The 17561-nt window shown below is 64.1% G+C and carries 21 protein-coding genes; 13 read left to right on the top strand and 8 right to left on the bottom strand.

What is annotated here, in order from left to right; genetic code table 11:
* Positions 1–2: 2 nt before the first annotated feature.
* The gene (locus tag ASD38_RS23365) at positions 3–1136 is read right to left on the bottom strand and encodes an AAA family ATPase (RefSeq protein WP_082560734.1); all 1134 of its coding nucleotides are present in this window, start codon (positions 1134–1136) and stop codon (positions 3–5) included.
* Positions 1133–2296 (bottom strand): DUF262 domain-containing protein, encoded by a 1164-nt coding sequence (locus tag ASD38_RS23360; protein ID WP_082560733.1) that lies wholly within the window; start codon positions 2294–2296, stop codon positions 1133–1135. Before ASD38_RS23360 ends, ASD38_RS23365 begins: the two co-directional genes overlap by 4 nt.
* A 293-nt stretch (positions 2297–2589) precedes the next feature.
* On the opposite strand from ASD38_RS23360, the gene ASD38_RS11210 reads away from it, so the two are divergent.
* Positions 2590–3648 carry an IS110 family transposase gene (locus ASD38_RS11210; protein WP_056460120.1) on the top strand — a complete coding sequence of 353 codons (1059 nt, stop codon included), beginning with the start codon at positions 2590–2592 and terminating at the stop codon, positions 3646–3648.
* 564 nt (positions 3649–4212) lie between these two features.
* Here ASD38_RS11210 and ASD38_RS11205 read toward each other — a convergent pair.
* Both ASD38_RS11205 and ASD38_RS11200 read right to left on the bottom strand, forming a co-directional pair.
* Complete coding sequence (locus ASD38_RS11205; RefSeq protein WP_056460117.1) at positions 4213–4599, bottom strand: helix-turn-helix domain-containing protein; 387 nt, start codon at positions 4597–4599, stop codon at positions 4213–4215.
* A 1155-nt stretch (positions 4600–5754) separates the two neighbouring features.
* On the bottom strand, positions 5755–6147 hold the full coding sequence (locus ASD38_RS11200) for a hypothetical protein (protein WP_200946004.1): 393 nt from the start codon (positions 6145–6147) through the stop codon (positions 5755–5757).
* Between the two features lie 338 nt (positions 6148–6485).
* On the opposite strand from ASD38_RS11200, the gene ASD38_RS23875 reads away from it, so the two are divergent.
* A complete protein-coding gene (locus tag ASD38_RS23875) occupies positions 6486–7184 on the top strand; it encodes a hypothetical protein (protein WP_156390666.1) in 699 nt (232 codons plus the stop codon).
* Between the two features lie 246 nt (positions 7185–7430).
* Here ASD38_RS23875 and ASD38_RS11190 read toward each other — a convergent pair whose 3' ends face one another.
* Complete coding sequence (locus tag ASD38_RS11190) at positions 7431–7673, bottom strand: helix-turn-helix domain-containing protein (protein WP_056460110.1); 243 nt, start codon at positions 7671–7673, stop codon at positions 7431–7433.
* Between the two features lie 97 nt (positions 7674–7770).
* Here ASD38_RS11190 and ASD38_RS11185 point away from each other — a divergent pair, with 97 nt between their 5' ends.
* The 6 genes from ASD38_RS11185 to ASD38_RS11165 all read left to right on the top strand — a co-directional run bounded on the left by ASD38_RS11185 (position 7771) and on the right by ASD38_RS11165 (position 12249).
* The gene (locus ASD38_RS11185) at positions 7771–8328 is read left to right on the top strand and encodes a hypothetical protein (RefSeq protein ID WP_156390665.1); all 558 of its coding nucleotides are present in this window, start codon (positions 7771–7773) and stop codon (positions 8326–8328) included.
* Positions 8329–8415: 87 nt separating this feature from the next.
* On the top strand, positions 8416–8625 hold the full coding sequence (locus ASD38_RS11180; protein ID WP_156390664.1) for a hypothetical protein: 210 nt from the start codon (positions 8416–8418) through the stop codon (positions 8623–8625).
* 13 nt (positions 8626–8638) lie between these two features.
* Positions 8639–10327 carry a recombinase family protein gene (locus ASD38_RS11175; RefSeq protein WP_056460099.1) on the top strand — a complete coding sequence of 563 codons (1689 nt, stop codon included), beginning with the start codon at positions 8639–8641 and terminating at the stop codon, positions 10325–10327.
* A gap of 322 nt (positions 10328–10649) precedes the next feature.
* Positions 10650–10898 (top strand): hypothetical protein, encoded by a 249-nt coding sequence (locus ASD38_RS11170; RefSeq protein ID WP_056460096.1) that lies wholly within the window; start codon positions 10650–10652, stop codon positions 10896–10898.
* 141 nt (positions 10899–11039) lie between these two features.
* Positions 11040–11174, top strand: coding sequence for a hypothetical protein (locus tag ASD38_RS24890; RefSeq protein WP_268760965.1), 135 nt, complete (start codon positions 11040–11042; stop codon positions 11172–11174).
* 46 nt (positions 11175–11220) lie between these two features.
* Positions 11221–12249 (top strand): UbiA family prenyltransferase, encoded by a 1029-nt coding sequence (locus ASD38_RS11165; RefSeq protein ID WP_442857029.1) that lies wholly within the window; start codon positions 11221–11223, stop codon positions 12247–12249.
* 114 nt (positions 12250–12363) lie between these two features.
* On the opposite strand, the gene ASD38_RS11160 is transcribed toward ASD38_RS11165, so the two are convergent.
* Positions 12364–12705, bottom strand: a complete 342-nt coding sequence (locus tag ASD38_RS11160) for a lysozyme inhibitor LprI family protein (RefSeq protein WP_056461355.1) — start codon at positions 12703–12705, stop codon at positions 12364–12366.
* A gap of 70 nt (positions 12706–12775) precedes the next feature.
* Here ASD38_RS11160 and ASD38_RS11155 point away from each other — a divergent pair, with 70 nt between their 5' ends.
* Entirely contained in the window at positions 12776–13753 is a 978-nt protein-coding gene (locus ASD38_RS11155; RefSeq protein WP_056460090.1) for a fatty acid desaturase family protein, read from the top strand.
* On the opposite strand, the gene ASD38_RS11150 is transcribed toward ASD38_RS11155, so the two are convergent.
* Positions 13750–14196, bottom strand: coding sequence for a PEGA domain-containing protein (locus ASD38_RS11150; RefSeq protein WP_056460087.1), 447 nt, complete (start codon positions 14194–14196; stop codon positions 13750–13752). The genes ASD38_RS11155 and ASD38_RS11150 overlap by 4 nt on opposite strands.
* 117 nt (positions 14197–14313) lie before the next feature.
* Between ASD38_RS11150 and ASD38_RS11145 the strand changes: the two genes are divergently transcribed.
* The 3 genes from ASD38_RS11145 (at position 14314) to ASD38_RS11135 (ending at position 16107) form a co-directional block, all read left to right on the top strand.
* Entirely contained in the window at positions 14314–14985 is a 672-nt protein-coding gene (locus tag ASD38_RS11145) for a class I SAM-dependent methyltransferase (RefSeq protein ID WP_056441162.1), read from the top strand.
* A 43-nt stretch (positions 14986–15028) separates the two neighbouring features.
* Entirely contained in the window at positions 15029–15373 is a 345-nt protein-coding gene (locus ASD38_RS11140) for a VOC family protein (protein WP_056460083.1), read from the top strand.
* 245 nt (positions 15374–15618) lie between these two features.
* Positions 15619–16107, top strand: a complete 489-nt coding sequence (locus ASD38_RS11135; protein ID WP_235523819.1) for a YkgJ family cysteine cluster protein — start codon at positions 15619–15621, stop codon at positions 16105–16107.
* Positions 16108–16257: 150 nt separating this feature from the next.
* On the opposite strand, the gene ASD38_RS11130 is transcribed toward ASD38_RS11135, so the two are convergent.
* The gene (locus tag ASD38_RS11130; RefSeq protein ID WP_056460077.1) at positions 16258–17133 is read right to left on the bottom strand and encodes an NAD-dependent epimerase/dehydratase family protein; all 876 of its coding nucleotides are present in this window, start codon (positions 17131–17133) and stop codon (positions 16258–16260) included.
* A gap of 46 nt (positions 17134–17179) precedes the next feature.
* On the opposite strand from ASD38_RS11130, the gene ASD38_RS11125 reads away from it, so the two are divergent.
* Positions 17180–17539, top strand: coding sequence for an MmcQ/YjbR family DNA-binding protein (locus ASD38_RS11125; protein WP_156390663.1), 360 nt, complete (start codon positions 17180–17182; stop codon positions 17537–17539).
* The last annotated feature ends 22 nt before the right edge of the window (positions 17540–17561 follow it).

Below are 17561 nucleotides of genomic sequence, written 5' to 3'. Positions count from 1 at the left end.
GATCAATCGAGAAGTTGATCGAGGCTGCGTTCCCACTGGTCAAAAAAACCGGACGGCCAATATGAGAGCCGCCCTTCTTTTGTCAGGCTGGGTGTCTCAAACGTGCTCTGATCCCCAGGCTCCCGATGAAAGAAGTGGAATGCTGTCGCAGCTGCGTCGAGATGGCCGTCCTTCACGGCTAACCTGATGCCGTTGAGGACGTGATCGCTGTGGCTCTCTGCAATGACCTGCACGCCGCCTGCTGCGGTCAAAGCAAGAAGCCGCCCGATAGCGACCTGCCCTTTGGGGTGAAGCTGTGCCTCTGGATTTTCAACAACGATGAGTGAGCCGGGCTCGGCGCCTAGGCATGCCGTGATGACCGGCAAAGCATGAGTGAGGCCAAACCCTACGTTTGTTGGCCGGAGTGGTGCGCCGTAGCTGACGCCCTGGCCTCGGTAGGAGAATGCTAGTCGAACGAAATCAGTCATGGGCACCGGATGGGGCTCTACGCGTACACCGGGACTGAATTCCTGAAGCCAAGCGTTCACTTGCGCCAAAAGGCTACGCGCCTCTGGCTCGGAAGGATGAACCAGCTTTGAGTTTGAGATCTTCTCGTCGCCGAATTCGAGAAGGTAATGAGCAGTAAAATCACCCCTAGGGCCGATAAATCTCTGATGCCTAACGGCATGATGCGACTTTGGAAATGTTACGGAGGGCGTAATCCGATCAGCACGTAGAAACTGGAATCCAGAATCCAGCAGATTGAAAATCTGTAGCTCTCCGTGAGCTCCAGATATGCCATGGCTGGGCCGATCTGAGCACGTAAGAACATCTGCGCTCGTATCAATCGGCGCAGACCAACGTAAAACGTGTTCCCCCAGAGCATTTCGAATTGATACGTCGATTGCTATTTCTGCATCATCAAACTGATGGTTGAGAATGTCGGCGCCGGTTCCCAGCTCAACTAAATCGCCATTAAGTATTAGATCGCCAGACATCAAAAACCCGCCATCCCAGGATTGCCTAAGCAATCCTAGCGCCTGAAGAACAGTGCTCTTGCCGCTGCCATTCAACCCAGATAGCAGTGTTAATTGAGATAGCGGGATAGTTGCTTCCCGAAAGGCTTTGAAATTCTTTAGTCTAAGGGCTTCGATCATCCTACCGCGCCCGCGAAAAGTTCTTGTATTCTAGTGAATCTGCGATTTACCTTCGCGACATCACCCGTGCCTTGCGAAATCGCGGAATCGAAAGATCGATCGCCACAAAGCACCATAAAGCCGGATCGAACAGCATCTCGATTTTCGATTAGGCGCGTCATTGTGGCGTCGTCTGTATTCGCAAGATTGACCGATATTGCTTCGAATAGAGCCTTATTGATGGGCAGCCGGCCCACGTTCGGAGAATACCTCTTTCTAAAAGCATCATCTCCGAATATCGCCGTCGCAGCCATCATCGAGCGCTGGAATACTAACTTGCTGTAGGTGATTTGCTCGGCGGTGAGTTCGTTGACCGCCTTCATCGCCTTTATGAGAAAGCCATCCATATCAGGCTGCTTATATTGCACCAGCCCAAGGCCGAAGAATGCGAGGAACCGCAACACCAGCTCTCGGTCATCCATCCGTATGGGGCGCACGCTCCCATCGGTTGCTTGGATAAATTCTGGCATGGACGCCCATTCTTCCAAGACATTTCGCGCCGCCCCTGGGGTAATTGCATGCCTAAGTTCTTGGGGGGAAAGAGCTATGCCACCAGTATTAATGCGAGCAAAAATGTTGAACTTGACCTCCGCCGGAGTTCCCTTGCGGATTAGGTGGATAACAAGTTCCGTCTCTCGCAATCTTAACTGAAGTCGAGGGCTAAGTTCCTCGAATCTTTTCCCGTCATACACGCCGAGGTATTCCAACCCGGTTAGAACGAGTGGAGATTCGCTTATGATTGTTGAATCTATAAAGCGTGAAATCGTTGACAGGCGTTGGATGCCGTCTACCACTTCCCATCGCTCATCCTCGTCTTCAGCTGCGTACAAGACTGGGAGTGGAATTCTCAAAAGAAGAGATTCAATCAGCCGACTTTGACGCTTTGAGTCCCAAACGCCCCAGCGGCGTTGAAAATCGGGTTGGAGATCGATCATCCCCGAGCGAGTACGCGAAAGGAGAAGGTCGACGGTCATCGTTTTGGTGACGACGTCGATGTCCTCCGGGTCAAACGGTTCGGCGATTTTTTCAGCGTCGTCCGGTGCCGTTTCCTCGCGCTCAACCCCCGTAGAAAGGCCTTGGAGGTCTAGCTGCTCGTATACCGTCGCGTCGTCCGCGGACATTTGGCTCGCTCACTGAAGCTTGTCGTTCACCATGGGAAGTCGCAGTGCTTCGGTCAACGTGGAAGCGAGCGACACATAGAGTCGTGACCATAGAGGCTAAACACCCGCAGGGCATGGAAATGACCTCTGCGCTCCTGCGTGCGGTGGATAGCTGGAAGTGCAGGGTTTTTGGACCAAAAACTTAGGGCTCGCCAAATCGCGCTCGGCGACACGGCGGACCTCAAGGGCCTTTGAACGGCGGCCCGCCGCGCCTGGTGCGATGATCGAGAGATCTTCGACAGGAGGGCTCTGAAATGGATCTGTACGCAGGACTGGATGTCGGCCTGAACGAGACGAGCATTTGCCTCGTCGACCGCGAGGGCAAAACCATTCGAGAATGGAAGATCGCCACCGACCCGGCCGGCGCGGCCGAGGCGCTGGCGCCCTACGCCGCCGAGCTGCGACGGGTGGGCGTGGAGGCCTCGTCGCTGGGCCTTTGGCTCTATCGCGGCCTGCACGCCGAAGGCCTCCCGATGGTGATGGCCGAGGCCCGGCACATGAGCGTGTCGCTCTCGACGATGCGCAACAAGACCGACCGCAACGACGCCCGAGGCATCGCGCAGATGATGCGCCTGGGCTGGTTCCGGGCCGTCCATGTGAAGAACGTCGAGACCCAGAAGCTGGCCACGCTGCTGACCCAGCGCAAATTCCTCAAGCGCAAGCTGATCGACCTGGAGAACCACATTCGCGGCGCCTTGCGGGCCTACGGCATGCTGGTCGGACCGGTCGGGCGCAAGGACTACGACCGTCGCGTCCGCGAGCTGATCGCCCACACCGACTACGTCTTCATCCGCCTGATCGAGGCCATGCTGGACGTGCGCGCGGGCGTGCTGGAGGGCTATGACCGGCTGCATAAAATCCTGCTGCTGGTGGTCCAGCACGACACGGTTTGCCGGCGGCTGATGACCGTCCCGGGCGTGGGGCCGGTGACCGCCCTGGCCTTCAAGGTGGGGGTGGACGACCCGCACAGATTCCGACGATCACGCACCGTCGCCGCCCACTTCGGACTGACGCCTAGACGCATCCAGTCGGGCACCATCGATATCGAGGGGCGCATCAGCAAACGCGGCGACCGGATGGTGCGAGAGGCGCTGTGCGAGGCCGCCGCGAGCCTGCTCAACCGGGTCAGACGCTACTCGGCGCTGCGGGCCTGGGGGCAGCGGATCGCCAAGCGAAAAGGCGCGATGTGCGCCATCGTCGCCATGGCCCGCAAGCTGGCCGGCATCCTGCATCGCATGTGGATCGCCGAGGCCGACTTCGAGCCGCTGCGGGGCGCCAAGATCACCCAGAAACTGAAGTTGAAGCCGGCATGAGGCGGCTTCCCCAACCCTCTTCGCCAGGTCGCCGGCCCGCCGACGCCTGGCCCAACAGGAGCGAAAACCGAGATCCGCGCGCGCGGTGAGCGTCCCCTGGCGGGGCCGCGAGACAGGGTATGTCCGCCATCTTGCCTGCTCCTTCCTCCTCGGAGAACGAGAGCGCGGTAATGCTTGGACCGCCCTGTCATTTACACAGACGACGAGCCTGCGACGGCCCTGGCGCCGAACGCGAAGGAACGCATGGACCCCGCCTGGAGATAGCCGACCGCCTGCGCCGATGACCGAACCCGCGCGGCCTGGACGCGGGCAGAAAGGAGCACGGCCATGACTGAGCCAAGAGACCGACAGCCGGAAAAAGCTTGGCGATCGTTGACTTTAGACCCGCGATTAGGAAGGCAAGATAAAGCTACGGCACCACCCAAGAGGGGTGTCTCCGTAAGTCATTGTCTGCACATCGTTTCTAGCTTCACCAGAATGGCGCCATGGCTCCCGAAATGGAGCCATTTAGCGCCATTGAGCGCTAAGTCTTTGGAGTATAAAGGGTTTTTATGGTGCCATACGTCAGGAGGCCGCCATCACCTGCGCCAAATCGACAAGGACACGACGCTGATCGGCCGTCAGGGTCCGATAGGCCTTCACCAGTTCTGTTGAACCATTGAGCACCAGGAAATCACCAAACTCGGAAAGGACCGACGGGTCAGCTCCGCTTTCCTCCAGGTCGCTGAAGAAGCTGGCGACCGGTACCCCTAGCGCTTGAGCGATGGCGAAGAGCTTGGACGCGCTGACGCGGTTGCTGCCGAGCTCATACTTTTGCACCTGCTGAAAGGTCACGCCGATCGCCGGCGCCAGGTCATGCTGGGAGACGCCGATCGCACGCCGCCGGGCGCGGATCATCTTCCCAACGTGCACGTCGATAGGGTCAGGGCTCTCCGCAGGCGGTTTGGGCATGAGCAAGCTCCTCTTTCTTCAGAGCGGGAGCACTAGCATGCCACGCGGGCGCAGAGGCGACCTTGCCAAGGTCCGCAAGGGGGGGTGGAGGACGTTAGTGCGCGGGCTCATTCTCGCAGTTTTGAGAGAGAAACGCGTCCACTTGATTCGCCGCATCTAGGTCGGTCGGAAACTGCCAGCGAAGGAAAGGCGAGACCTCCTCGAAAGAAAGGTCCGAGGCAGATACTGTGACGCTGCACGCAAGCTTCATGGCCAGAGAGTCCTGGTAACGGGAGAGGCGCGACAAAATCCACTTACAGCGAAACCGGAGGTAGTTGATATCCTCGCGTTTCGGACGTGGCCCTTTTTCCGCCGTTCTACACTGTCGAAGTGCCACTTCACATGCGTAATAGGCAGGTTCATCTTCCTCCGCCTCATGCGAAGCCTGAGCAAATAAGACATTTGCGAGCACTGGCGCTGCGTCGCTAGGTTCAGTGCTGCCATATATTCGGAAGACGCGCCTCAGAAGTGTCAGGGACTTACCAAAGCGTTGCTGCGAAAGGGCCCTTGACGCCCGAGCAATATAAAAGTCAGCCAGCAGCTTTCTCATGATCGGGGACGGCTCCTCGTAACTCGATGAAAGCAAGTCGACTGAGTTCGCGTCAACGTAGCGCTTTTACGGCGGCAAACGAACAAGGTCCGACTGGGGTCGGGAACGGAAGATCACCTCGTTCCGGAAGCCGGACGCTCGCGGCACGCCGCCTCGCGCAGCTCAAGGTCGGCTTTGTGGCGGTGGGCTAATTTCCCCTCCCGACCCAAGTCGGACTCTTCTCAGCGCTAAGCGAGCTTGCCCGAATCCAGTTCTGCGGTGCAGCTTAGAGGTGAATTTCAGCGAGACGGCTTATGCAAGCACTTCCCGACAGCCTGCTCACAATCGCTGCAATCCTTTCCATTGTTCCTTCGCTGCTGCTCGCTGTGCCCAGTGCAATGATCCTAGCGAGGGTCGGTCATAGCCCTTGGTGGGCGTTGCTCGTGTTCGTCCCGATAGTGAACTTTGTCGCTCTATGGGTTTTCGCTTTTGGTCGGTGGCCTGCAAGCACGCCACGAATATAGGTTCCGACTTCGACCCTACCGGTGCGGCCCTGACGTCCAACTTCCACCCTGAGCAGAAGTTAGCTAGGTCGGCGTGTCGGCGAATGGGTAGGCCGCGACTTGGTGTTCGTCTTCGTAGATTACGTAGCCTGGTCGCTCGGTACGCAGGACATCGACACTGACATCGTGGGCCTCCAACACACGCTGGAGATCACGCATCTTGGCGATGTGGACGGCGCTAGCAGCTTTGAACCAACTCAACGCCTGACCTTTCGCGTGAGGGCGACTGGAGATGGAGAACCGGTCAGGCTTTTCCAGGTTGTCCCTGAACCAGTTCAACACGCCTTGGTAAGCGTCGATCTCGTGCGGCGCGAGAACCCCGCGAGCTTCCAGAGAAGCGGCGGCTTGGAAAAGCCCTTGGCGTCGTCCGGAGTCAGGATCGAGTTGGCTAACAACGAAGCGAAGATGAATGGCCACGCTAGGTGTTTAATGGAGCTGGGTATGGCGCGCCAGCAATGCTGCTTCCCACCCCTAGCGGACCTTCCGGGCGTCCGCTCTGGGCGGCAAGGTCCAAGGTCCGCTGTCGGCGACGGGACCAATTTCCGGACCCGACCCTGAGCGGAACTTGTGGTTGTCCGCTCTAGGGAATCCACCAAGGGAACGCTAGCACAATCCCACTACAATTTCGGATGTAAATCCTTTTGCACTTTCCGCGCGCGCCTCTCTAGATTGCGCCTGTGAGCCGGGGGAATTGCATGAGACATCGATCGATCGGACTAGCCCTAGCGATCTGCGCATTGTCGTCGGCGCCGGTGATGGCGCAAGAATCGACGCAGGCGCCTGAAGCCGTCGCAGTGCTTAAGTCCGTCGGTGCGCCCAGTGTACACTCGGCGGGGCTGCTTAAACGCGGCGACGTTATCGTGGGCCTTCCCGTGACCCATGGGCTGACGGGCGTGTTGCGCCAGGCGGCGCAGAAATCCGGTTTCGCAAATCGACCGTCGATCCCTGCGGGAGCCGTCGTTTATGGGATTCCGGTGTCGGAACATCTCAGGCAGAGCATCACTTGGTGCGCGCCCACCGACATTTCGCATCCAGACAAGCCGGCGTGGGACGCGGTTTGTTTTCCGCAGGCCGACGATGGCATTTACCGTTGGATATCACCGCTTCAGCCCCTGTTTCCCACTTCCTTCTTGTTTTCGACGAGATCACCGACCGCTTCGGTGGTCGATGTCGAGCGGAAGCCAGTGGATCTGCCGGTCATGCAGTTGGTGTTCAAGTTCGCTAAATGGGGCGCGAACGATGCCATCGTAGTCGTTAGCGTCGATGCGCCCGGCGCAGACGGCTTTATCGACAATCGCAGCCTGCGTCGCTTGCCCGATGGCAGCGCGCGGCTCAAGGCCTTCGGTGGCGAGTTCAAGCTGACCCAGGTCGGAACTGATCGCAACGCCGCCATGCTGGAGGTAATCACGCCGCCGAGCGACGCGCCAAAGCCCGAGTTCGGATCTACCCGCTAGCGCGACATGACGGTGCTCGGACCGGCTTCTGTGATCCACCCTTGGCAGAACTTCGAAACGTCCGCGGTCAGTGCCTCGCGGATCGGGCGTAGGTGCCGGACGGCAACCTGCCCCTCAAGGGCGGCTACGCCGTCGCCTACGGCGATGCGCTTTGCGCACCCTTGACCGTCAGCTTGCCGCCCGGCCAGGGCTCGGCATGCGGTTTAAGCCGAAGCAGGCGCCAGGCGCCTGCGGCTTAACCGCGATCTAGGCTTTGAGGCGCACCCCCGGGCCACCCGGCTTCAACTCTCCAGCGTCCATAAATACGACGCCCACCCCCTCTAGCGCCTTGCGTACGGCATCGACGTTTGCCGCCGTGCTGCGACCCGGACCAAGCGGCCCTTCCATGCGGCGGATGGTGGGCATGGACAGGCCCGACGCCTCGGCAAGCTGAGGCTGACTCCAATCCACCAGAGCGCGCGCAGCCTTGATTTGCTCGGCGGTCAGCATGAAATTATCACTTTATGATCTGTCATAATCGTTTTGTGTTGATTTGGCCGACTCGGAATGATATGAAAATGATAACCACTGAACCGGGATGTTCGCTATGGGCTCGCGTCGAAAGACGGGCGGCGAAGACGTGCGCCTGCCTGACCTCACCAGACGATCTGTTATCAGCGCTGCTACCGCCGCGCCCGTTCTAGCAAACGCGGGCAGTGAGGCCTCAGCGGCGGACGACCTCATTGTCCGCTGCGCCAGCTTCGTCGCCATCGACATCAGGGTAGGCCGCTTGGTGCGCCGCTGGGGTGATCTGGAGAGCGAGGCGTTCGCGCTGCCCGGCTGGTTCGACCTGTCGAAGCAAGAGCAGTTGGCACATCCCAAGGGCCGGGAAATGGCCGAGATTGACCGGATGCTCTCCAGCCTGTTTGACCAGCGATGGAAGCTTCTAGCCGATCTGCCAACCGTTGCCGCCAACGACCCTACCGGCGTCGCCGCCAAGATCGCGGTGGCCGCCAGGGCGGTCGATCCCGAAGACCACGAAGAGGCCCACAACCTCATCGCTGGCGCGGCCCGTGATCTGGCCAACATGCGCTGTCCCGACTGTCATCGCCCCCTGGTGCTTGAGGGCTGGATCGACTGGTCGATCCGTACCGGACGGGAGTGAAAGCGGGTGAGCCGCGCTCTAACCGTCGTTGAGGCCTTGCGGGTCTGGATCGAGGCTTGGCGTTTCGCTCGTCAGGAATCGCCCGCCATGACCGACGACACACGCCCCGCGCTCCAACGCTTCCGCCCCGCCAACGAAGACGCCGCCCTCTACGCCGTAGGTACGGTTTCGCCGCAGCAAGACGCGGTTCTGGCCCTGGCCCGCTTGATCGGCCGCCAGATCGCCCGAGAAGAGTTCCAGCGCAGCTTTGCGCCCGCCAACGACCAACGCCCGCGATCGGAGACCGACCAGGGCTAGCCAGGAGATCGTCATGACCCGCGTGGCCATTTACGCCCGCTATTCCGACGACAAGCAAAGCGCCCACTCGATCGAGGATCAGGTCCGCATCTGTCGCATGCACGCCGACAAGGCGGGGTGGCGGGTAGTCGAGACCTACTCGGACGCGGCCATCTCCGGTTCGACCGTCATCCTTCGCCCTGGCGTTCAGGCCCTGTTGCGCGACGCCCTGGCCGGTGAGTTCGATGTCGTCCTGGCCGAAGCCATGGACCGGCTCAGCCGCGATCAGGAAGACATCGCCGGGCTCTTCAAGCGGCTGCGGTTCGCGGGCGTGCCGATCGTCACCCTTTCAGAGGGCGAGGTCTCCGAGCTGCACGTCGGCCTCAAGGGCACGATGAACGCCCTGTTCCTCAAGGATCTGGCCGCCAAGACCCATCGCGGCAACCGGGGCCGCGTGGAGGCCGGCAAGGTCGCGGGCGGCAATTCCTACGGCTACAAGGTCGTTCGCGAGATCGACGCGGCCGGCAAGGTCACCACCGGCGAGCGGGAGATCATCCCCTATGAAGCCGACATCGTGCGCCGCATCTTCCGCGACTATGTCGCCGGCAAGAGCCCGCGCCAGATTTGCATCGAGCTGAATGCCGAGGGCGTCGCCTCGCCCCGAGGCCGGGCCTGGGGCGAGATGACCATCCGGGGCCATCTGTCGATTCAGTCCGGCATCCTCAACAACCATTTCTATATCGGCCAGATGGTCTGGAACCGGCGCCGGGACGTGCGCAACCCCGACACCGGTCGGGCGCGCCACCGCGTGAACCCGCAAAGCGAATGGGTCTACGCCCAGGCGCCCCATCTGCGGATCATCGACGATGACCTCTGGAATGCGGCAAAGGCCCGCCAAGAGCATCACGCCAGGGCTTATCAAGCCGCCGTCGCCAAGGGCGCGCCGAGCTTCCAGGCGGCGGCCACCGGTCGCCGCCCCCAGACCCTGCTTTCCGGCCTAATCACCTGTGGACTGTGCGGCGGCACGGTCGCCAAGCGCGGGAACAACCGCTTGGCTTGCGTCGCCCACATCAAGGGCCAGGGCTGCACCAACGCCAGCGCGGTTCGCAGCGACAGCCTCGAAGCGCGGGTTCTTGTCGGCCTCAGAGAGCGCTTGATGGCGCCCGAGGTCATGGCCGAGGCCATGCGGGCGTTCATCGAGGAGACCAACCGCCTCAACCACCATCGCCGGGCCAACGAGGCGGCCGACCGGCTACGGCTGGAGAAGGTCAGGAAGGCCATCGCGGGCATTGTGTCGGCCATTGAGGATGGCGGTTATACCCGCCCCCTCATGGAGCGCCTGAAGAGCCTGGACGCCGAGGTCGAGACGATTGAGCGTTCCCTGGCCGAGGCCCCGCGCGACGTGCCCGACGTTCACCCCAATGTCGCCGAGCTTTACCGCCGTAAGGTCGAGCGGCTGGTCGAGGCGTTGAACAACCCGGCCGACCGCACCGAGGCGGCGACGGCCCTTCGCGCACTCATCGAGAAGGTGGTGGTCACGCCGACCGGGCGGCGTGGAGAGGTGGATGTTCGGCTGTTTGGCGATCTGGAAACCGTGCTGGCCTGGGCTGAGGACAAAGACGTGGGGTTTCGCAGCCCCGCGACGCTTTTCCTGAGGGCCGCCGGGGACGGTCTGTGGCCCGCCCGTCGGGGGCGCGAGCGAAAGCGTCCGGAGAAGGGCTAAGACCCCTGCCTGCCGGACCGCTCCCGAACAACGGCTCCACGCGAAGCGCTCGTCTTCGTCGAAACGGTATTCAAACTGCAAATCCTCCGGGCGAGGCCCGGGCGCTTCGCACCTTCCCCACCAGCTCAGCGGGTTTCCGCGTGAGGACGAGAAGTCGTGCATCCAAGTCCCTCCCCCCGTGGGGGAGGTGTCGGCGCAGCCGACGGAGGGGGGAGTGATCGGCCGATGGCCGGACCCACGTCGGCGACCCCAACACTCCCCCCACCGATCGCCGCGCGATCGCCTCCCCCACGGGGGGAGGATCTAGAAGGAACCGACGCCCATGTCCGAAGACCGCAAGCCCAAGCCGCGCTGCCCCATCCAGGCGCGTCTGCAAGCTCTCGAGGCCGCCAAGCTCCGACACTACAATCTGACCAGGATCGCGCGCCTGGAACGCGAGGTCGCGGCCCTGCCGGATCCGGAGTCGCCCAGCGCCTACGAGATGTCCAGCCGGGCGTCGGACGCTCGAATCCAGGGAATTCTGCGCGACTTGGCCGGAATCCGGGCGGCCTGCGAACCGGAGGGCCGCTGACCACCCCCTTGCCCCCACTGACCGCGCGCGGGGGTCTCAGGGTTTTACCCGAGAAAAACCAGGGAACTCCTGATGGTGGAGCTGTCGTGACCGGTATCAACCTGCCGGCGTCCACTGTCCTGCTGGCGGGAGCCGAGGCCCATGAGGATCGAGCGTCCCGCGACCGCCAGGATCGTCGTCGCCGCCTATCTGGCGGCTTTCCTTCTAGCCTGTCTGCTGATCCTGGCCCTGGCCCTGGTCCTGCCGGTCGCGGCGCCGAGCCTGGCGGGGGGCTAGCGGGGACACGATCCCGTTGCGCGAGACGGGAGGCGGGGGCTAAGCCTTGGCGATGAGTTCGCCCGACACCGCCATCCTGCCCGACGCCGCCGCCGGCAACTGGGTCGACCGCCATGCGCCGCCGGCCCTGCGGCCGTGGCTGAAGCTGGGCCGGTTCGACCGGCCGGCGGGGATCTGGCTGCTGATGCTGCCCGGCTGGCAAGGCATCGCCCTGGCGGCGGCCGGCAAGGGCCAGTGGCCCAATCCGTGGCTGCTGATCGCCTTCTTCGTCGGGGCCGCCCTGATGCGGGCGGCCGGCTGCGCCTTCAACGACATCGTCGACCGCGACTTCGACGCCCAGGTCAGCCGCACGGCCCTGCGCCCGATCCCGGCCGGCCTGATCAGCGTCAGGCAGGCCTGGGCGTTCGTGATCGGCTGCTGCCTGGTCAGCCTGCTGATCCTGCTGTGCCTGAACCCGCTGTGTCTGCTGCTGGGCGTGCTGTCGCTGGGCCTGGTGGCGGCCTATCCGTTCATGAAGCGCATCACCTGGTGGCCGCAGGCTTGGCTCGGCCTGACCTTCAACTGGGGGGCGCTGCTGGGGTTCGCGGCGGCGAACGGCGGGGTCTCAACTCTCATGTACGCCGTCGGCGGGATCATGGTCGCCACTGGCCACTGGGCGGGTTTCGGGGTTGCCCACATCGGCGGCCTCACCTGGGCCGCCGTCCTGCTCTACGCCTCCGGCATCTTCTGGACCCTGGGCTACGACACGATCTACGCCGTGCAGGACCTCGAGGACGACGCCCTGGCCGGGGTGAAGTCGTCGGCGCGGCGGCTGGGCGAGCACACGCGGATCGGGGTGCTGGCCTTCTACATCGCCTGTTTCGTGCTGGTGATCGCGGCGGCCTGGGTCGGCGGCCTGGGACCGCTGTTCCTGCCCCTGGCCGCCCTGTTCGCCGTCCACCTGTCGCGTCAGGCGGCCCGGCTGCGGACCGACGACCCGACCCTGGCCCTGGCGCTGTTCAAGTCCAACACCCAGGCCGGCTTCGTGCTGTTCCTGGCCCTGGCGGCGGGGATGTGGCAACCGCCGGGGCTTTAGGCGTCGTGCGTCCTTCGAGGCTCGCCAAGGGCTCGCACCTCAGGATGAGGAACTCAGCAACAAGGTTCCTCATCCTGAGGCGCCCGCGCAGCGGGCCTCGAAGGACGCACGGCCTCAGAACGGCCCGTTGCGATAGATCCGCTCCATGCTCCGCTCCAGCTCTCCCAGCCGGCGGTCGTAGGCGCGGTTCAGACACGCGCGGTTCGCCCCGCACCTGCGGCGGTCTCGCAGCCACTGTTGCTGATCGTCCATCAGCGCGCCGCGGCCGCCCATGGCCAGGGTGTGCTTGTTGATGTCGTAGAGCAGCGCCATCTTCACGTCCTTGTCGTTCAGGGGCAGGTTGGCGCAGATCGCCTTCTCGTCCGGCGCCCTTGCCCGGGCGCAGTCATAACTGGCGGCGTGAGCCGCCGCGGGGACCGCGAGGATCAGGACGAGGGCGGACAGAAGCAGGCGCATGGCGGTCTCCGAAAGGACGTGACGTCGGGTCATTCTGTAAGCCGGAAGCTGAATGTGACATGATGGTTCCATGGCCGTCGCGTCCCGGATCAAGCCGCAGGAACTGTTCACGCCCGACGAATGGGCGCCCTTGTCGGCGCGCTCGTCCTGGAAGGGCCTGCTGATGGTCGCCCACGCCTGGGCGGTGATCGTCGCGGCCGGCGCGGTGTTCGTGATCTGGCCCAACCCGCTGACCTACGTCCTGGCGGTGATGCTGATCGGGGCCCGCCAGCTGGGCCTGGCGATCCTGATGCACGAGGCCGCGCATGGAGGCCTGCATCCAAACCTCAAGATCAACGACTGGGTCGGCGAGTGGCTGTGCGCCGCCCCGACCGGCGCGTCCCTGGCCAAGTACCGGCCCTATCACCTGACCCATCACAAATACGCCCAGCAGGCCGAGGATCCGGACCTGGTGCTGTCGGCGCCGTTCCCCACCACCCGCGCCAGCTTGCGCCGCAAGATCGTCCGCGACCTGACCGGCCAGACCTTCTTCAAGCAGCGGTTCGGTCCGCTGCTGGGCAAGCTGAAGGGGCGGGAGGACGGTCAGTCGGCCAAAATCTCCGCAAGCGCGGTGTTCGCCGGCGAGGCGGCGCGGCAGAAGCCGTTCCTGTTGTGGAACCTGGGCCTGCTGATCGTGCTGAGCGCGGCGGGCCTGTGGTGGGCCTGGCTGGCGCTGTGGATCGTGCCGATGGCGACCTGGTTCCCGCTGGTCACCCGGCTGCGCAACATCGCCGAACACGCCCTGGTGGCCAAGGACGAGCCCGACCCGTTCCGCCACGCGCGGACGACCCAGGCCAACTGGATCGAACGGGCCCTGATCGCGCCCTACCACGTCAACTTCCACGCCGAGCATCACCTGTTCATGCACATGCCGTGCTGGAACCTGCCCAAGGCGCATAGGCTGCTGGAAAAGAAGGGCCTGACGGGCGGCATGCTGACCGCGCCCGGCTATCTGTCGGTGCTGAAGGCGGCGTCCGGCAAGGCGCCGGCCGCCGCCCAGCAGGTCTAGTTGGCCGGAGCCGAAGCCGCCGGGGCCGCGTCCGCGACCTTGGCTTCAGGTTCCAGGGTGACCTTCAACGGATTGGGCGTCAGATCCTTGCTGGCGCCGGTCATGGCGTCGACGCCGAGACCGACCACGCCGCCGACCAGCACGTTGCCGGCCAGGGCCGCGCCGCCCTTGCCGCTGATCTGGTTGGTGATGCTGGCGGTGTAGGGCTTGTAGCCGGCCTTGGTGATCGTGACGTCGAACTCCTTCTTGCGTTTCATCTTGAAGGTGCAAGGCGTGGCGTCGCACTTGAAGCCGCTCGTGGTGGCGACCGCCGCGCCGCCCGGCGTGGTCTCGACGGTCCAGGCTTGGCTGGAGCCGCGGGTGACGGTGGCGCAGGCGCCGAGGCTGAATGCGGCGCACGCCAACAGGGCCGCCCGAAGGGCGAGCCGGGTATCGAACTTCATGGTATTTCCCCCGAAAACAATGACAGCGCTAACTTGGCTGTCGTGCAACCGCTAAACGGTTACGCTTGTTCGTCAAGGACCTTTGGTTGTCACCTATCCGACGTGAAAGTCTCCAGCATCGACCAGACCCTGACCGGCCGCCGGGCCTTTATCCTGGAGAACACAAGGCTCCAGGCCCCGCCGCACACGCCCGAACTGGTGCTGCATCTGGCCGATGAAATCACCCCGATCTGGCGGCTGACCGAGGAGGCCCTGGCCGAGATCGGCCTGCCGCCGCCGTTCTGGGCCTTCGCCTGGGCCGGCGGCCAGGCCCTGGCGCGCTATATCCTCGACAATCCCGCGATTGTTTCCGGAAAGCGGGTGATCGACTTCGCCAGCGGCTCGGGCCTGGTGGCCATCGCCGCGATGAAGGCCGGCGCGGCCAGCGTGCTGGCGGCCGACATCGACGTGTTCTGCGAAGCGGCCATCGGTCTGAACGCGGCGGCCAACGGCGTGGCGACGGCCTTCACCGAGGTCGACCTGCTGGGCGCCCCGCCGCCCGTCGGTCCCCCCTCTGGCGCCGAAGTGCTGCTGGCCGGCGACATCTGCTACGAGCGGCCGATGGCCGAGGCCGTGATGGCCTGGCTGGCCCAGGGCCGGGCGGCGGGGGCCACCGTGCTGATCGGCGATCCCGGCCGCACCTACTTCCCCAAGGACGGGCTGGTGAAGCTGGCCGAATACCAGGTGCCGACCACCCGGGAGCTGGAGGACATGGCCGTCAAGCGCACCAGCGTCTGGACTCTGCCCTGACGGCGTTCTAGAACATAATAAGAACAAACCGGGAGGCGCGACCATGCGCGAAGACGGCAAGATCGACTATATCGAATGGCCCGCCGGCGACCTGCCGGCCACCAAGGCTTTCTACACCGCCGCCTTCGGCTGGAGCTTCGTCGATTACGGCCCCGACTACGCGGCCTTCGAGGGGCAGGGCGCCGACGGCGGCTTCTGCACGCCGCAGGAAGGCTCGACCGACCGGCCGCTGGTCGTGCTCTACGCCCACGACATCGAGGCGATGCTGGCCAAGGTCACGGCGGCGGGGGCGGTGATCACCAAGCCGATCTTCAGCTTCCCCGGCGGCCGCCGCTTCCACTTCAACGACCCGTCCGGTAACGAGCTGGCGGTGTGGAGCGAGACTTAAAACCCGCTCATCCCGGCGAATGCCGGGACCCAGATGGATTGGCTTTGAGGCTGACGCCATGAGCTCAGCGCTCTTCCCATCAGCCACACCGCGATAGGATCTGGGTCCCGGCATTCGCCGGGATGAGCGGTATTGAGGGCAACAGAAAAACCGTCACGAAACCGCGATAAATCCGTCTCCGGATGTTTATGGGGTGGCGGACGGTGGGCGAGGCGACGCAAGCCAGAACCTGCGGCGACTGCGGGATGTGTTGCAAGGTCCTGCACATCAGCGAGCTGGACAAGCCGGCCGGCCAGTGGTGCGGCGTGTTCCGCAAGGGCGCGGGCTGCGGCGACTACGAGGGCCGGCCCCAGGCCTGCCGGAGCTTCCACTGCCTGTGGCTGACCTCGGAAAGGCTGGACGCCGCCTGGCGGCCCGACAAGGCCGGCTTCCTGATGTACCCCGACCGCGACGGCAAGCGGCTGAACGTGGTGGTCGATCCGGGCAAGCCGGCGTCGTGGCGGCGCGAGCCCTACTATTCGCGGCTCAAGGCCATGTCGCAGCGGGCCTATGAAGGCTACGAGCTGCTGATCTGCATCGGCGACCGCCGGGTGGTGATGTTCCCCACCGAGGACGTCGACCTGGGCGTGCTCAATCCCGACCACAAGCCGGTCAGCGGCTATGTCGACAAGGACGGCGACAAGGTCCCGTTCGCCATGGTGCTGAGCGACGTAGAGGCGGCGGAAGCCTCCTAGCTTCTTGGGTTGTCATCCCGGAAAGCGCGCGGCGCTTGTCCGGGACCCAGGTGAACCGCACCGCACTCGCCCAGCCCCCTAGGTCCCGGACAGCCTCTACGAGGCTTCCGGGATGACAACCGTGAGGGGCGACTTCTCGCAATCGCCCCCTCAGAACCGCGGCCTGAACTCCCGCGGCGCCCAGCCGAAGTCGCTTCGCGCCGGGGCGTCGTCGAAGGTCAGGTCCTGGGCCATGCGGTCGCCCATGGTCGCCGTGGCGCCGGGATAGAACGGCTTGGCCAGGGTCAGCAGCAGGCGAAACAGCCAGGCCGGCAGGGGCAGGATCGCCGGCCGACGGCCGAGGCCCGCATAGATCCGCTCGGCCATCGTCCGGTAGGTCAGGGTCTCGCCGCCGACCAGGTCATAGGCCTTGTCCCGCGCGGCCGGCGCCTTGGCGGCGGCGATCGCGCCTCCGGCCAGGTCGTCGGCGTGCACCGGCTGGCGCAGACCCTCGCCCTTGCCCGACAGCGGCAGCACCTTGAAGCGGCGGATCAGGCCGGCCAGGCGGCTGACATTGGCGTCGCGCCCTTCGAGATAGATCAGGGTCGGCCGCAGGATGGTCCAGGCCACGCCGTGCTCGGCGCAGAAGGCCTCGACCTTGGCCTCGGACTCGGCCAGGGCCTTGGCGACGGCCCGCTCGGAGGCCTCCGACGAATCCTGCTTGGTGAAGCGGCTGGTCGAGGAGAAGGCGACCAGCCTTGTCATGCCGCGCGCCTTCAAGGCGGGCAGGGCCTGGGGCAGCAGCCAGATCGGCGACAGCGAGAACACCGTGGCGATCGGCGGCAGCTCGCCGGCCAGGTTCGGGTCGGCCAGGTCGCCGTCCACCCAGCAGACGTCGTCGCTGGGCGGCCGTCGGCTCAGCGAGATGGGCGTGATCCCCACGGCGTTCAGCCGCGCCAGCAGGAACTCGCCGATCAGGCTGGTGGCCCCCAGAACCAGGACGGGCGAGGTCAGGCCGGAAGGGGAGGGGAGGGTTTCAGCGTCCATCTTTCCCCTATAGTCGCGCCGCAAGCGGCGACCCAGGACTTTGGTCATGACCTTCGATGATGTTCGCGCCTTCGCCTTCAAACTGCCCGGCGTGGCCGACGGGACGGCATACGGCCATCCGTGCCTGAAGGCGCACGGCAAGTTCCTGACCCGCGTGTGGGATGATGGCGACACCCTGGTCTGCCCGGGGGTCACGTTCGACGAGCGCGAGATGCTGATCGAGGCCGAGCCCGAGACCTTTTTCGTCACCGACCACTACCGGAGCTATCCCTACGTGCTGATCCGTCTGTCGCGGGTCGACGCCGCCACGGTGGAGCGGTTCCTCGAGCGACAGTGGCGCGATCGGGCGCCGAAGAAGGTGCTCGCGGCCTACGACGCGGCCCGGGACGCGACGAAGGGCGGCTGACGCGGAAGGCGCGAGAGCCTAT

This window comes from Caulobacter sp. Root487D2Y, assembly GCF_001427165.1.
In the GTDB taxonomy this organism is placed as follows: Bacteria; Pseudomonadota; Alphaproteobacteria; order Caulobacterales; family Caulobacteraceae; genus Caulobacter.
The sequence above is the reverse complement of the archived record's forward strand: the minus strand, read 5'-3'. Positions and strand labels throughout refer to the sequence as shown.